Here is a 16293-nt window from a genome sequence, read left to right as displayed (position 1 = left end):
TTTGTTTACGACAAGAAAAACGCCATCACGGTTTGAGTTCATATTTACCTTGTGCTTGTGGTGTTTAATTTAACACCTATATTCCCTTTATTGAGAAAGTGTTGCGCGGAACATATACGCTAAGATGTTTCGCACTTTTACTATATTTAATGTATGAATTTGCCCCTACTCTTTGTCCAGAGTTCTGGCGTGTGGCCGTAAAACGCATACGTAGCCGAACAAACGACGTACTCGAGGGATATATTCAGGCCAATAAGAAAGCGCTTTCGTATCTGGCTGAATATTGAGTACACGGTCGCAAGACAAATGAGAACCCTCGGAGGGGCAATATGCTCAAAGGAAAAATCATCGTGTCAGGAATGACTTCGCTGGCAATTCTGTCTGGCTGCTTTTTAGAATCAAAAGTGCCTTACTTCCCAGACTGGCCACAAATAAACAGTGCAATTCCCAAAGATCCGGAAATTGAAAGCCGTGTCTCGGAAATTCTTGCGCAAATGACGCTAGAAGAAAAAGTCGGACAAATGATCCAGCCCGATCTTCGCAGCGTGACACCGCAAGAAGCCGCAGAATATAAGATCGGCTCGATTCTCAATGGTGGCGGCGCCTGGCCTAATGGCAACAAATACGCCAGTGCACAAGATTGGGTAGACGAGGCCGACAAATACTATCTCGCTCTCGAAGATGCCTATGCCGATCGCGGTTTTCGCATTCCATTTATGTGGGCGACCGATGCTGTTCATGGTCACAACAATGTGTTCCGTGCAACGGTCTTTCCGCATAACATCGGCCTCGGCGCGGCAAACAACCCGAAACTGATCAAACAGATTGGCAGTGCGACGGCCCTTGAAGTTGCCGCCACTGGCCTTGATTGGACATTCGCCCCGACCGTTGCCGCACCGCGCGACTACCGCTGGGGACGTGTGTATGAAGGCTACTCTGAAGATCCAGAAATCATCTATCAGTACGCTGGCAAAATGGTGGAAGGCTTACAAGGTGGCGCAAGTGGCCTGAAAAGCGAAAGCCATGTCATTTCTAATGTGAAGCACTGGCTTGGCGATGGCGGCACCAGCCTGGGCGTTGACCGCGGAAAGAATCAGTACACCGAAGAATACCTGCGAAATATTCACGCAACGGGTTACTTTTCTGGCCTCGATGCGGGCGCACAAGTCGTCATGACCTCATTCAACTCGTGGAACGATGATGCCAACTACGACGTGATGGGCACAGATAACTACAACAAGAAGCTTCATGGCAGTAAGTACATTGTTAATGACGTACTGAAAGACAAAATGGGCTTTGATGGCTTAGTGGTCACAGATTGGAACGGTCACAGCGAGATCAATGGCTGTACTGCTGGCAACTGCCCACAAGCCGTGTTGGCAGGCAATGACATCTTTATGGTCACCGCGCGCAAAGACTGGCAAGCATTCTACAACAATGTCATTGCACAAGTTAACGATGGCACCATCCCTATGTCTCGTATCGACGATGCGGTCACCCGTATTCTTCGCGTCAAAATGCGTGCGAATTTATGGGATAAACCTCAGCCATCGCTACGACGCCTTGCGGGCAAACAAGACGTTCTTGGCTCTGATGCTCATCGCGAATTAGCACGAGATGCCGTTAGCCAATCCTTGGTACTGCTGAAAAACAACGACAAAGTACTTCCTCTGTCTAGCGACCAACCTTATCTCGTGGTGGGTAGCGCCGCACACAATATTCAGAAACAAACAGGTGGCTGGTCACTCACGTGGCAAGGCACAGAAAACACCCTTGAAGATGACTTCCCCGGTGCAACGACCATGCTAATGGCGATGCAACAACAAGTGGGTGAGGAAAACGTGTATACCGACGCGAATGCCGCGCCTGAACACGCGATTGCCGTGGTTGTCATGGGTGAAGACCCGTATGCCGAAATGTTTGGTGACATCAACCCCACCAAAACACTCGAATACGCCACCTTGAAATCGTCTTATGGCGCTGATCTTCGTTTGATCAAATCGTTAAAAGAAAAAGGCTTCAACGTGGTTTCTGTGTTCTATTCTGGTCGTCCATTGTATGTGAACGAAGAGATCAATCATTCTGATGCCTTCATCGCGGCATGGCTGCCGGGCACGGAAGCTGGCGGCATCACAGATGTGTTGTTTGGCGAAGGAAAATCAGATTTCCGCGGTCGTCTCTCGTTCTCTTGGCCGGGCACAAAGTGCGCAACGACAATCAACCGTAAAGCCCCTAACCTGATGGACTATGAAACACCAGACATGGAGCAAGACATTGAAGGCGAACACGCGCCCTTGTTTGCTTACGGTTATGGCCTGTCCTACAACAAGAAAAAGAGCAGCAAGCTCAAGACTGATCTCGACAACTTGCCGCTCGACCCGCGTGAATATGGCTGCGGCCTTGATGCACCAGACGACGGTATGGCAACCACTAACCTCGAAATTTACGGTCGTTCCGCGTCCGATGAATTTGTCCCGCGCATTGCCGGTTCATCTAACGGTTGGGTCGGTGTCACTATCTCCAACGGCACACCCACCAGCATTGGTTCGATCACCACAACACCGATTGATCACCTGCATCAACAAGATGCGATCAATGTGAAATTCACCGGCGAAGCACCTGCACAGGTGTATATGCAAACACCGCAGCAACAGGTTGTCGATAAGCAAGGCTACCTCAACGCTGATGCGACCTTGCAGTTTGATATCGACATGAAATCACAAGCGCCACAAAGCATGGTGCTCGCGACGCATTGTGAATGGCCATGTTTAGGACAAGTGGCAATCAACAAAGTGCTTCCTGCGCCAACAGCGCAAGATGAAACCCAGTGGACCACAATCAAAATTCCGCTTCAGTGTTTCGCCGACGAAGGCATGGCATTCTCTATTCTGAATACGTCATTCCTGATCTACGCCGATGAAGCCGTGGAATTTAACCTCGGTGAGATCCGCTATGTGCCGCACAGTGTGGACCCTGCCGACGATGCCATCAGTTGCGATGCGCTTAAAGCGCCGACACTGCCGCCATTGTTAGGTGACACCGTCGATGTGTGGGAGATCTGGGAGCCAAACCTTGTCACATGGCAAGCCAGAACAGATACATGGGCAAACATTGAAGATCACCTTGTTCTCACGGGGAATGACCCGTCTGATGACACCCATGAATTCACTGTGACTTATGACGCTGCCAGCCCAGAGTTTTTCAAAGGCGTCGCCTTAGTGCAGGGGAAAACGCAGAACTTGATTAACTTCACGTCTGGCAACCTGACCTTCGATATCTATATCGAAAGCTATGGTTCACCTGCGAGTCCCGGTGAAACGCAAAGTGAAAACGTGGTCGTGAAGATGGAATCCCCTACGGGTTCGGGTAACGATTACCCCATTGGCAACCTAGCAACAGGCCAATGGCATCAAGTCTCTGTGCCAGTGTCGGAACTCAATACGGGCGCGTTAGACATCACCAAAGTAAACAAACCCTTCGCCACACTCGCGGAATGGGATGCTTCCCAAGCGGGGGTTATTTACCGAGTGAGAAATATCAAGCTGGAGATGTAATACCGGCGCGATAACGCAACGGTTTATGTTTTACCAACACGCAAAGGCGGCCGATATCACGGTCGCCTTTTCTTTGTCTGGCAGATCTTAACTGTGCGGCGGTACAAGTTACCAGAGAGTGAACGCTGCTTTTGAGAGGATGAGAGCTGAGAAATCAACGGCATTCAGGTAACATTTCACGCACTGCTTTGAGCTCATTCGGCTGAATGCGACAGATCAAACGTGGTACTCACGAAAACGAGGCTTTTGTTAAAGCATCGCTTTGCGAAGGACAGGATGCAGATAAAAAGGATGATACATGCCATTTGATACCATGACGTTTTGCTATCCGTGGCGTCCCTATCAACACCGCGTACTCAACGCGGTGCATGAACACCTCAGTGACAAACGTCTGCATATCGTCGCCGCTCCCGGTGCAGGAAAAACGACGCTCGGTCTCGAAGTCTTTCGCATCCTCAGAAAACCGACATTGGTGCTTTCACCAACACGCATCATTCGCGATCAGTGGATAGACAGGCTGAAAGATTTTTGCGCCACTGATGATGCGCAGTCCCTCGATTGGGTGAGTCGTTCGATTCACCATCCCAAAACCCTTACATCCATCACCTATCAAGCGCTACACGCCAAAGTTGCTGACGCGCTGGGAGCGGATGCGTTAACTGGCGAAGAGAACGACGAAGCCGAGCGACTAGACAATGACAACGGATTGAAAGACGATGAGCTAAACAGCTTCATTCAACTGCTTGAGCAGCACAACATTGAAGTGCTTATCCTTGATGAAGCCCACCACTTAAGAAACGAATGGTGGCGAGCATTAGAAAAAGTCTGCGAGCATTTCCCCAACATCACATTGGTGTCACTCACCGCCACCCCGCCTTACGATTCGCAAGGCCATGAATGGGCGAGATATGAGAAGCTTTGCGGCCCAATTGATGAAGAAATTTCCGTCCCCGAACTCGTCAAAGCGGGCACGTTATGCGCGCATCAAGATTACCTGTGGGCATGTAACGCCACGTCATCAGAAAAGCAGCAAGTTGAGGAATATGACCAGCGCGTATCCACACTCTGCCATACCTTGATGGCGAGTGAGGCTTTTGAAAGCGCGGTTTTATCTCACCCTTGGTTACACCAAGACGACATTGAACAAGCGTTGATCAAAGAGCCCGAGATCGCCATTGCGATCCTCAGCTTTATGAAAGCAAAACAACGTCCTGATAATCAAAAACTCATGCAGTTGCTCGACCTCAGGCATGACGACATTCCCGAGCTAGGGAGACATCGTTGGCAAGTGTTGATTGCGGCGCTGCTGTTTTCAAAAACCTACCCGCACGAAAACGAACACCTGCTGTTTGTTGAGCAATTAAAGAAACAACTGAATACCTCTGAGTTGCTCAACAAACGCGAACTTTCGTTAGAGCGTTCAAGAAGAATTGAACGATCTCTGTCATTAAGCGTCTCAAAAATTGAAGGTTGCTGCGAGATCCACCAGCTCGAGCTCAAACAACGCGGCAATGACCTTCGCCAAGTGATTTTAACGGATTACATCCGAGACGAAGCCCTTGCATCAGGAATGGACACTGGCGAAGTGAACCTCGGGGCGTGGCCAATATTCAAAGCCATCACCACGTCATCTCCCGTATCTGGTCAAATTGCATTATTAACAGGCCGTTTAAGTATTATTCCAACGGCCTTGCTACCCGCTTTGCTCACCCATATCAGTAGCAAAAACGTCAAAACTGAACCAATGGGAAGCCAACAGCAATACCAAAAAGTCTCTGCGCCACTCAATCAATTAACGGGGGCTTTTACTGCCTTGTTGATGAACGGTGACATCAACGTGCTGATTGGCACGCGGTCACTGCTTGGTGAAGGCTGGGATGCCCCCGCCATAAATTCACTGATCCTCGCAAGCTCAGTGGGCTCATTCATGCTCACCAACCAAATGCGTGGACGCGCCATTCGCATTGACCCCGCCAACAAAGACAAAATTAGCGCTATATGGCATTTGGCTGCCATCAATGCCAAATCTTTTGCTGGCTGGTCCGATTTTTACAGCCTCAAACAACGCTTTGAAACCTTTGTCGGACTCTCCGAAAAAGCGCTGACCATTGAAAGCGGTTTTGACCGCATGAAAGCAACAGCCATTGATTCGCCTATGAATGTCGAAATGGCTTCGCCGATTACCGCCAATAACCGCCAAATGACGCGTCGTTTTCACAAAATAGGGATTGTTGCGGCGCGCTGGCATCAGGCGCTTTCTTTGGAAGAAACCGCCCGAGTGGTTCCATCAGTCAAAACCAACAAGCTGCCTGCCATTCGTGGCTATCTACTCAAGCGCTCTTTCGGCTATTTGGCGATTCAACTCGCTGGCGCAATCACTAGCGGCGCACTGGCTGCGATGAGCACCTTGAAACATTCCCCCTCAACCATACTCCCGGTTTTGGCCTTGGTTATCGCTGGTACTTTGATTTATCAGCTGCCGAAAACAATTTTTACGCTTAAAGTCGTACTCCGTTACCTGCCAGTTGACGGTGCGTTGAAACAAATTGGCGTTGCGTTGGCCGAAGCACTTTGTCAGGCTGGCTTTGTCGAAACATCGATTCGGCAAATGAAAGTCAACGTCATAAAAACCCATGAAGGCGCTTTCTTCTTGTCGCTGTCAGGTTGCACCTTCTATGAATCTTCCCTGTTTGCAGACTGCCTACACGAAATTCTCGCACCGATTGGTAACCCAAGATATTTGGTGATTCGAGAAGGGAAATTCCTCGGAATGACGCGAGATGATTGTCATGCGGTTCCGCTTAGGTTTGGTGCCAAGAAAGACACCGCGATGATTTTCTACAAATCTTGGTGCAAGAACGTCAGCCTGTCAGAACTGATATATACCCGCACACCGGATGGCAGAAAAAGGCTACTCAAAGGAAAAATGAAAGCCTTCTCCTCGAACTTCAGCGATGAAGTTAAACGCCAAGACCGCTGGAGCTGACCACCATTCATACGGGAGCGCGGTGACTCATAGGGTCCGGTCGCCTCCTACCCCCACCGATTTGCTTCATGTCTCGTCTATCATTTGAGAACGAATGCGTTGCCACAAATGATAGAGTCAAATCTCTCTGTTTGACTGTTCTCGTTCTCCCCCATGACCTCGGCGCTTCGCCTGTGGTTGCGCGTAGATCCAAAGAAGGAATGCAACATGAACCCAAAACTACAAAACGCGACGAATTTGTACATGGAAGGCATTCGTGATGGCAATGCTCGCCAAGCCGTCACTCAATACACCGGCGACCGATACATTCAGCACAGCACGGGTGTCAAAAATGGCATTGAAGGTTTTGTTGAATTTTTTGAGCCCTTCCTTCTACGTTGCCCTGTCAGAGACATTCGTGTTATCCGCTCTGTGGTTGATGGGCAATATGTCTTTGTGCAAGTCTTCCAAGACATCAATAACGGTGAAGCAAAATGGGTAACAACGGATCTGTTCGATACCGACAGCAACGACAAAATCATCGAGCATTGGGATGTTATCTCCGCCTATGAAGGCAAAGAATCCGATAACATTAATCAACTCAACGGTCACCTTGGTATAGAAGATGAACACGCCACAGAAGCCAACAAAGCGCGTGTTCGCGAATTCATGTGCGACGTCATGGTGTTGGGACAAGCTAACAAGCTGGACGCCTTCGTCGACACCGCTTCTTTAGTGACTCACCAGGGCTCAGATGTTGCATCACTTGAACAGTGCATTGGCAGTTACGATCAAATCTTTAAACTGATCGGGCAAGGCAACGTTGTGGTGACCTACTGCCGAGTCATGAAAGACGGTATCGAAACCGCGCGTTTCGACATCTTCCGATTGGAAAGCGGAAAAATTGTCGAGCTGTGGATCAATGAAGAAATCGTACCGCCAAAACATGAATGGACTAATGGCGGTAAGTTCTAATACCGATTAGTCGCCATCTCCTTCCCAAACAAACAGTTCCTTTTGTTTTATTCATGGTCACCTTCTCGCAGGTGACCATAACCCCTCTTAGCTATGTCAATGTTATTAGGCACTCTAAATATGCCAACCGCTTGTCTTTTCCTATCGTTAAACATACGGCTTACATTGGCAAGTTTTGACTGACTCTTTAGATAACAAAGCCTATCCATAACACCTGCTATTTTATTGCTGAGAATTTAAAAACCCGATGAGTTTCAATTAGATAATTCTTGAATCCGAAACAAGGGATCAATGACTTACGCTGCCATAGTTCTGATGATTCATTGAGCATCACGACAACATCAAGACACCCTTTATGAGGAAAAAATAATGACAACAATTACAGGAACGTCATTGGGCGACACCATCATAAGCAGCCATCACGTTAGTTGGATATACGGAAAAGACGGCAACGACTATATCGAAGCATATGGGAACGAGTGCCTAATTGATGGCGGAAATGGTGATGACAAAATCATCGGCAGTTACGACCATGACTATATCAAAGGGGGTTACGGCGAAGATTGGGTTGATGGTGGGTACGGCAACGACAAAGTTTACGGCGGTTTTGGTGACGACACGATATATGGAGGCTGGGGTTGCGACGTCCTTTACGGTGGACACGATAACGACCAACTTTATGGCGGGAATGGTAACGACACCCTAAAAGGCGAACAAGGAAACGACTATCTTTCAGGTGGCTCTGGAAACGATCATCTTTGGGGTGGCCAAGGTCATGATCAACTTGAAGGTGGCGACGGTAACGATTATGTCGACGGTGGCGACGGTGACGATGCACTGTTTGGAGGTTGCGGCGATGACCGAATGATCGGCTGGCACGGTGACGACATTATCAATGGTGGTGAAGGCAGCGACCACATGGATGGACATTGGGGCAATGACACCATGCTCGGCGGTGACGGAAATGACAAAATGTGGGGCGGAGATGGTTACGACCAAATGTCTGGCGGCGAAGGCGATGATTACGTCGATGGAGGCTGTGGCAACGATGTATTAGAAGGTAACGCCGGTGACGATAAACTGGTGGGGTATTACGGTGCTGACGAGCTTTACGGCGGCGACGGTTGCGATGAGTTGTTCGGCGGTAGTGACAACGACCTGCTAAGCGGCGGCAATCACAGCGATTCACTGTGGGGCGGTTGGGGTCAAGACTTGCTTTTAGGCGGTGATGGTAATGACAAGCTGCTTGGTGAAGCGGGCGACGATAAACTTGTCGGTGGCGCAGGCAACGATGAACTTTGGGGCCACGGTGAAAACGACGCACTGTTTGGCAATTGCGGTGACGATAAGTTGGATGGCGGGTGTGGTGAGGACGCTCTCGATGGCGGGTGTGGCAATGACAACATCGATGGCGGCTGGGGTAACGATTATATCGTTGGTGGCGCAGGTGATGACATTCTTAAAGGCAACTGGGGCGACGATGTTTTCTACTTCTGCCAAGGCGATGGCAAAGACATTATCACCGACTTCAATGGCTGGCATGACACTCTCCAAATCGACACGTCATTGGCGGCGTCACTAAGCCAAATCAACATCACGCAAACGTCGCACACGGTGACACTGGATTTTGCGGATGGCACGGAAATTCAGCTACAAAACTTCTGTGGTCAGTTCAAGAGTGACTACATTGATTTCGTCACAGGCTGCGAAATCATCGCATAACACAAACCAACGTGCCCGCACGCTTCTTAACGAGCGGGCACTATTGTCCAATATTCAAGTTCAAGTTCAAGCCAGTTAAACCGTATTCAAAATAGCCACGGCGATTTATCACATCTCTCACTTCCTTAAAGTGGGATATACCAAACTTGACGAAATCTGCTCTACTGTTTGTATACCTAAGCAACCTCAAGGTGCTTGTTCAGCGAGAATTTGTTTGGGTATAAATATCTGCGTTTTATGGGTAAAAGGAATTCACGCTGAACATGGAAAACAGCCTAAGCATTCGTTCGTACACCCGCCAACGACAAAGTCACGCGCATGACTATCACCAGTTGGTATTGCCAATACAAGGCACGATTCATATCGAACTGACCGATTACAACGGTGGCGTCGGGGTGGGCGAATGCGTGGTGATCGAATCTGGTGTGCAACATCACTTTACAGCCGACGAAGCAGCGCGTTTTATCATTGCTGATCTTTCATCGCTACCAGACAATCTTCATACATCAAACGTCGCGGTATTTTCCATCACGCCACCGCTCCTTAGTTTTCTCTACTTTGTCGAAAAGCAATTAGAGTTTCAGCTGGATGATAAGCTTGAAGAATCGCTAGTCGATGTCTTTATGTTGTTACTGCAACAGCAAAGCGGCAACCCACTTGTCGACCCGCGTATTCGCGCTGCGCAAACATGCATTATTGAACAACTAGAAACTCACCTGACCATTGAAGGCCTAGCGAAAGTCGCCTGCCTCAGCCCGACCCAATTTAAGAAGCGATTCAAGGAAGCATTAGGCGTCAGTGCCTATCAATACATTACCGAGCAGAGAATGGAAAAAGCCAAGGCTTTGCTCATACACACCGACTTGCCTGTTCAATTGATCGCTGAACGCGTTGGCTACACCGATGTCTCTGCGTTTAGCCGTCGCTTTTCCGCCAGTTTTGGCCTCTCTCCAAGAGACTTTTCTCGCTAATACATCACCACACACAATTTATCATCGACATACTGGATGAATAGAAAAGCGCCCTCTCGGCGTAGTAATGCGTCCTTTCTGCAAAGTCTTCGTCAGCTATTTCCGTTAGGATTATTGTCAACTTAAAGGATTAGACAGGGCACGCAGCACGATGAAACGCACCTTCTTGAACATGGACTCCGCATTGCAAGGCAGCTTGGCCATCCTGTTGTCCTCCGTGCTTTGGGGAACAACGGGTACGGTAGCGAACTTCGCCCCACAAATTAGTTCACTGGCGATTGGCGCTTTTGCAGCAGGCATAGGTGGATTATTACTGGCCATAACTGCACGTAAATCGCTACGACAAGATGGGCAGTTGCTGCTGCAACACCGCACGACATTGCTCATTGGAGCCATTGCACTTGCGGTATATCCGTTGGCGTTTTACTCCTCAATGCGTTTGGCGGGCGTCGCCGCCGGCACGGTGGTTTCTATTGCCTGCGCCCCTTTCATGACCGTTATCATTGAGCGTCTTTTTGGCAAAGCTAGTGCGATTACGCCGCGTTGGTTACTTAGTGTTGTTCTGGGGACAATTGGAATTGTCATGCTTACCTTTGCAGAGTCATCACATGCGCAAACCGCAACGCAACAATCTGACAAGCTTTTTGGCGTCATGCTTGGGCTACTTGCCGCGCTGACCTACGCCATTTATGCATGGGTTGCAAAACGTTTAATTGAAAACGGCGTGCAGTCTGAATCGGCGATGGGGGGCATTTTTGGCTTGGGTGCCATGCTGCTACTCCCTACCCTGATGTTCACCGGCGAACATCTATTTTCAAGCCTCAGTAACACTCTCGTTGTTACCTATATGGCATTGATCCCGATGTTTTTGGGTTACTTGATTTTTGGTTTTGGGCTTAGACATGTGAACGCCAGCAAAGCGACACTACTCACTCTGTTTGAACCTGTGGTCGCGGCCTGTTTTGCGGTTTGGATTGTTGGCGAAATCATCCCTATGCAAGGTTGGGTTGGCATGGGGCTAATCATGGTATGCCTTGTGATACAGGCCAGTGAAAAAGGCTCGACGCACAGAGTCCAAGTAACCGACTAGGGCTGTAAACCTTTTCGAGCACCTAGCACCTAGCACCTAGCAAGGCACGTTGGCAAAGAAGCTATGAGCTATGAAGCCAAATGCTGACGGATTTTTTGACTTAAAGAAATCATGGTGTCGGCTTCACTTTCTGTCAGCCCCGTTGCACAAAGTGCCTGTTTCGCCACCTTCTTTCCCGCCCTAGCGAGTTTCTTGCCTTCGTCGGTTAACGCGACCGATTTTTGCCTTTCATTGCCCTCAACAAGCGTCTTCGTGACATAACCAACGCTCTGTAAGCGTTTAATAATAGGTGTGACGGTCGCCTTGGATAAACCAACAGATTGTGCAAGTTCGGTCACCGATACATCCTGTTCTTGCCACAATGACATCATCACAACAAACTGCGGATAAGTGAGTTTAAAGGGTTCAAGCAATGGCTTGTAAGCCTGAGTGATCATGCTGGACGTCGAATATAAGTTGAAGCAAATTTGATCGATATGCTTGGGTCCCATGGGCTAATCCTTGTCCTTTTTGTCTTTATTATTTCGTCACTATGGCAAAACCGGCCACTATCATCAACCCAAACAATTTGTGCACTAACAGTTTGGCCACCTTTATTTTATGAATCAAGCAATAAGCCTTAGCCATATCTATCTGATATAGAAAATCTATTTTATGACATTGTTAAAACTCTCAGGATAGAGACTGCCAATCGTTGATTTTTCCTACAAGTCAGACCAACATATTAACTCTATTGTTCGCACGCAAACTATTAGCTAACGAACTGTTTATTGAAAATAATTTGTATGGTTATTCAGCAAGGAGAGATCAATGAATAAGTCTATTCTATGCGCCGCAGCGCTTGGACTCGTCGCGTCACCCACTATTGCCTCAACCAACCCAAACCTCGCCGTGGATAGCGTGGATGTGTTTGAATCAATATTTGGTATTACCGAAGGAAAACGCAGAAACCATACCAAAGGTTTTTGTTTTGAAGGGCGATTTGAACCTATCGCCACAAACATCACCCGTTACACCAACAGCCCATTGTTCCAAGCATCAACGAAAGTGATAGGTCGACTTTCGCACAAAGGCGGCAATATCGATGCGCCTGACGATGTACCTAGCGATTATGGTCTCGGACTGTCTATGCAAGACGTAAACGGAGGGATCACTCGAATGGCGGTAAACACGCTAGATTTCTTCCCTGTTTCAACACCTGAAGCCTTTCTGGAACTCAATCAAGCAACGCTCAAAGGCAAAGAAGCACTCGCCGCCGTCAAAGAGAAGTACCCAGAAATAAAAGCGTTCAAGGCGCACATGGCAAAAAGAGACAACACACTAAAGCCTTATGAAGACATGAGCTACAACAGTGTGAACAGCTTCTACTTGGTGAATGAGCAAGGAGAAAAAGTCGCGTTCAGGTTTGCCTTTGTGCCGACCAGCAAACACGACATATCGGTAGAAACAGGAAGCGATTTCTACTTTGAGAATCTGCAAAAAAGCCTAGAAAGCGGAGAAGTGAGTTGGAACATGGTCGTCACGATTGCCAACCCACAAGACATGGTCGACGACGCGGCAAAGCGCTGGGAAGGTGAGCATGTTACGTTCAACGCGGCACGTTTGGTCATTGAATCTATTACCCCCGAAGGGAAATGCGAAGATATCACCTTTGACCCGACCATGCTCAGCGACGGTATCGAGCCGTCTAATGATCCCCTACTGCAAGCGAGAAGCTCGTCTTATGCTGTTGGATTAGGTCGTAGACTCAGTGAGAAATCGCAATAGCGAGCATCTTACGTATCCGGTCTCGCGCAGAGTAATCCTTATACCACTTAGACAAACTGCTCGGCAAAAAGAAGGCGAGAATCATGTCTCGCCTACTTCGTGATTGATTCGCACGCTACCGTGATTTTTTCCGCATAAAATCACGCAGCGGTTGGGTTCCGCGATAAACCAACAGCGACAATAAAATCAACGCACAGCCTGCAATTTTATGCGCAGGCATTGATTCGTGATACCACACCACACTCAGGATCACCGTCCAAACAGGTTCAAGGATCATAATAATGGCCGCATTTGCAGCGCTTGCTCCCTTCTGGCCAAGCGTCTGCATTAAGTAACGCAAACTTGTTGCCACCAGCACACTCAGCGTAAACCAGCCCCACACTGTCGGAGGTATGGTGTCGGGCCATGTTTCGGTCAGCAACGAAGCGATGGTTGCAACCACACCCGTCGAAAACAACTGAACACAGGTCAACACCAAGGTCGGAATACGCTGTGCATAGCGATTGTTCAAATTAAAGTGAACAGCGAGAAACAACGCCGCCAGCAAGAACCAAATCTGACTTGGCGAGAGCTGCCAGCCCACACCACCTAGTGATAGCAACGCCAAACCCACCACGGCAATCGGCATCGAAAACCAGAATATCCTCGGCGGCGCTTGCTTATACAGCAACCACGCAACGGGCGGCACAATCAGCATGGAAAGGCTCATGATAAACGCGCCCTCCCCCAGCGAGGTGCTGACAGACATGGCGAAGATCCAGAACAAAATCGCACATGCCAGCACGCAGCCCACTCCTGCCGCTCGCGTCAAATCACCCCTATCAACGACTTTCAGTTTGCCAAAGCAAAACGGCAGGATACACAAGGATGCCAAAATGAAGCGCAGGCCGATAAACCCAAACGGCGGCATACCCTGAATCGCCTCTTTCGAGAAAATCCATCCCCAGGCAGCCAACACAGTAGCAACAAGTAAAATCAAAGAAGCACGTCTTTCGACCAACATTAAACACCAACAAAAAAGGGAATGAGAAAGGCGTGGACATTATACCCACCTAATCGCGCTTTCACCTCATCACTCTTTATCTGTATTTGTTGCTCAATTCAGGCGACATGATAGCGACTCTGCCAACTGGGCTTCTTTGATGTGTGCACTCCAGTGTGTCGGCGAATCGAGCGTGGCGGGAATTTTGTTGAATATCACAGAGACAAACAGGCTAAACATGCCGTTTGTCTCAACCGTTATTAAATCGCGCTCAGAACAATCGTTATACAGCCTTACTTACCTGATCTATATCGTATCTTGAGAGCAATACACTGCGAAGTATCACCACTGTCTATACTCTCCATTACCAAACATCATCCCATTAGGAAAAATAGTGCAAGGTTCCTGGTTTCGTTTTTCACCTTGGTATTTAACCATCACCTCAACACTGGTATTGGCAGGATTAGGCTACTTTCTGGTCACCAACTTAAACTGGTTTAAAGAAACCGCATTTGCTTCTCATAGCGCAAGCGAATTAAAGGACAACACCCACTACTACTTCAGCATGTTTAATTTGTACATCAGCATGTTGAAGCGTTCTGTGGCGATGTTTGCAGGCGTAGGTACTTTGCTTATCGGATTGGCCGTGTGTTTTTTCACTATCGAGAAAAGCACCTCAGCCAGTATTGAAGGGTCAGGATGGGCCTTTCAGCTAGCCACAGCCTCTCCGGGTATTTTTGCCATGTTTGTTGGCGCCATGCTCATTGCTTTCTCGGTACACAGCAAAGACAGCTTTAGTTTCAATACAGAGCAAATAGCCAGCCAGAATACAGAAGCCGTACCCACTGCTAAGGCTTCAACCTTAGCCATCGATCCTTGCCTTTCAACACCTCCTCCCAATGGTTGCTAATCGGGCGAATAATGATGAAAAAGCACGCATTTAAAGCATGGATATCAACGATAATTATCAGCGCCGCGTTGTTTACAACCTTCGCATCGAAGGGAGAAAGTGTGCAGCGCCAACAAGAAGATAACAAAAATACTGCATGCTCTTTTTTAATTTCAGAAGTTAAGAATATCCTCCAAAGTAAAAACCAAGAAGATCTCTCTGCCATCATTAAAACCCATGACAGGCTGTGTTCTGACTCGGATTACATAAAAGCGGTTAAAACAAGTAACAGTCACTTCCCTTTACAGTGCTACGCACTCAATGGCTTTGCTGGGATTTTATCGCACTCACCCAAGGTTTACGTGACAACAACAAGTTCCAACTCCACGCACAGAGAAATAAACAACTTACTTCTAATGAAAAAAACCAGCAGTGATTTTATTCATATGACAAGTCACCCTGAATTTAACACCTTACTGAGTTCTAACTTTAAGGACGTGATCATTAGCGATGATGAACTCACTTCCGCCTTGAGTAGCCTCAAGATTAGCGAGCCGATATCAACCAAAAAAAATGACCACTGGATAATCAAAAAATCGACGATTGAATCTCAGCTCAACGACGACATAATTAAAGCGATTCTTCAAGAAAGCCAGGGGACATTACCGTTCAATAGCGATATCCAACAACCGTTCTCGCCACTAAATTCAATCCAAACCTTTGAGACGTTTAAATCTAGCGAAGCACCTTAGTCTCCACCGCCATCTGCCCCGTCCGAGCAAGCACAACCTGAACGACAAGCAATGTGGCTGAAAATTTAGAACATGAAATGAAAAAAGGGCCAGCATGTTCGCATGCTAGCCCTCTTTGAGTCACTCAGTCACAGGGTGAATGAGACACTGACAATTAACTTTCAGCTGGCATCACGTACATTGCGCATATTTTATTGCCCGATGGATCAAGTAAGTAAGCCAAATACAGGCTCATTCTGCTATTTGCGCGAACACCCGGCGGTTCTTCACATGGAGTGCCACCATTCGCGATACCCGCTTCATGCCATGCCTTCGCCTGCTCAGGGCTACTCGCCTTAAAACCAATGGTCATACCGTTACCGTGTGACGCTGACTCGCCATTGATCGGTTTAGTAATCCCAAGCACCCCATCTTGGGTGAGATAGAAACAGCGACCTTTTTCATCTATCATCCCTTCTGAGTAACCCAACACTGCCAGCGTTGCATCATAGAAAGCTTTTGATTTTTCCATGTCATTGGAACCAATCATTACATGACTAAACATCTCTCTTCCTTTCTGGTTATTGGTATGGTCATGACTGTGCAGGATAGGCGGTGTTTTGTCTAGGGTGCGCGTGGCCTTATCC

General features: G+C 48.1%; 12 protein-coding genes. 9 read left to right on the top strand and 3 right to left on the bottom strand.

Translation table 11 applies throughout. The features are described 5' to 3' along the window. Nucleotides 1-329: 329 nt before the first annotated feature. The 6 genes from ACED36_RS14640 to ACED36_RS14615 all read left to right on the top strand — a co-directional run bounded on the left by ACED36_RS14640 (nt 330) and on the right by ACED36_RS14615 (nt 11277). Nucleotides 330-3554 carry a glycoside hydrolase family 3 N-terminal domain-containing protein gene (locus ACED36_RS14640; RefSeq protein WP_371733473.1) on the top strand — a complete coding sequence of 1075 codons (3225 nt, stop codon included), beginning with the start codon at nt 330-332 and terminating at the stop codon, nt 3552-3554. 298 nt (nt 3555-3852) lie between these two features. Beyond that, the gene (locus ACED36_RS14635; protein ID WP_371733472.1) at nt 3853-6540 is read left to right on the top strand and encodes a DEAD/DEAH box helicase family protein; all 2688 of its coding nucleotides are present in this window, start codon (nt 3853-3855) and stop codon (nt 6538-6540) included. Nucleotides 6541-6747: 207 nt separating this feature from the next. Next, complete coding sequence (locus tag ACED36_RS14630) at nt 6748-7494, top strand: hypothetical protein (protein ID WP_371733471.1); 747 nt, start codon at nt 6748-6750, stop codon at nt 7492-7494. A gap of 369 nt (nt 7495-7863) precedes the next feature. Continuing rightward, nucleotides 7864-9216: a calcium-binding protein gene (locus tag ACED36_RS14625; protein WP_371733470.1), complete on the top strand. Its 1353-nt coding sequence runs from the start codon at nt 7864-7866 to the stop codon at nt 9214-9216. Nucleotides 9217-9479: 263 nt separating this feature from the next. Next, nucleotides 9480-10187, top strand: coding sequence for a helix-turn-helix domain-containing protein (locus tag ACED36_RS14620; protein ID WP_371733469.1), 708 nt, complete (start codon nt 9480-9482; stop codon nt 10185-10187). Between the two features lie 151 nt (nt 10188-10338). After that, complete coding sequence (locus ACED36_RS14615; protein ID WP_371733468.1) at nt 10339-11277, top strand: DMT family transporter; 939 nt, start codon at nt 10339-10341, stop codon at nt 11275-11277. A gap of 68 nt (nt 11278-11345) precedes the next feature. Here ACED36_RS14615 and ACED36_RS14610 read toward each other — a convergent pair whose 3' ends face one another. Then, the gene (locus ACED36_RS14610; RefSeq protein WP_371733467.1) at nt 11346-11768 is read right to left on the bottom strand and encodes a MarR family winged helix-turn-helix transcriptional regulator; all 423 of its coding nucleotides are present in this window, start codon (nt 11766-11768) and stop codon (nt 11346-11348) included. Nucleotides 11769-12087: 319 nt separating this feature from the next. On the opposite strand from ACED36_RS14610, the gene ACED36_RS14605 reads away from it, so the two are divergent. Then, entirely contained in the window at nt 12088-13044 is a 957-nt protein-coding gene (locus tag ACED36_RS14605; protein ID WP_371733466.1) for a catalase, read from the top strand. Nucleotides 13045-13159: 115 nt separating this feature from the next. Here the strand turns inward: ACED36_RS14605 and ACED36_RS14600 are convergent, their stop codons facing one another. After that, entirely contained in the window at nt 13160-14047 is an 888-nt protein-coding gene (locus ACED36_RS14600) for a DMT family transporter (protein ID WP_016959232.1), read from the bottom strand. A 373-nt stretch (nt 14048-14420) separates the two neighbouring features. On the opposite strand from ACED36_RS14600, the gene ACED36_RS14595 reads away from it, so the two are divergent. Further along, nucleotides 14421-14936 (top strand): hypothetical protein, encoded by a 516-nt coding sequence (locus tag ACED36_RS14595; RefSeq protein WP_017004928.1) that lies wholly within the window; start codon nt 14421-14423, stop codon nt 14934-14936. A gap of 11 nt (nt 14937-14947) precedes the next feature. Beyond that, a complete protein-coding gene (locus ACED36_RS14590; RefSeq protein ID WP_371733465.1) occupies nt 14948-15667 on the top strand; it encodes a hypothetical protein in 720 nt (239 codons plus the stop codon). A gap of 154 nt (nt 15668-15821) precedes the next feature. Here ACED36_RS14590 and ACED36_RS14585 read toward each other — a convergent pair whose 3' ends face one another. Further along, complete coding sequence (locus ACED36_RS14585) at nt 15822-16211, bottom strand: VOC family protein (protein ID WP_016959233.1); 390 nt, start codon at nt 16209-16211, stop codon at nt 15822-15824. Between the last annotated feature and the right edge of the window lie 82 nt (nt 16212-16293).

Source organism: Enterovibrio sp. FF113, assembly GCF_041439165.1.
Classification (GTDB): domain Bacteria; phylum Pseudomonadota; class Gammaproteobacteria; order Enterobacterales; family Vibrionaceae; genus Enterovibrio; species Enterovibrio norvegicus_A.
This window is presented reverse-complemented; position numbering and strand designations above follow the sequence as displayed.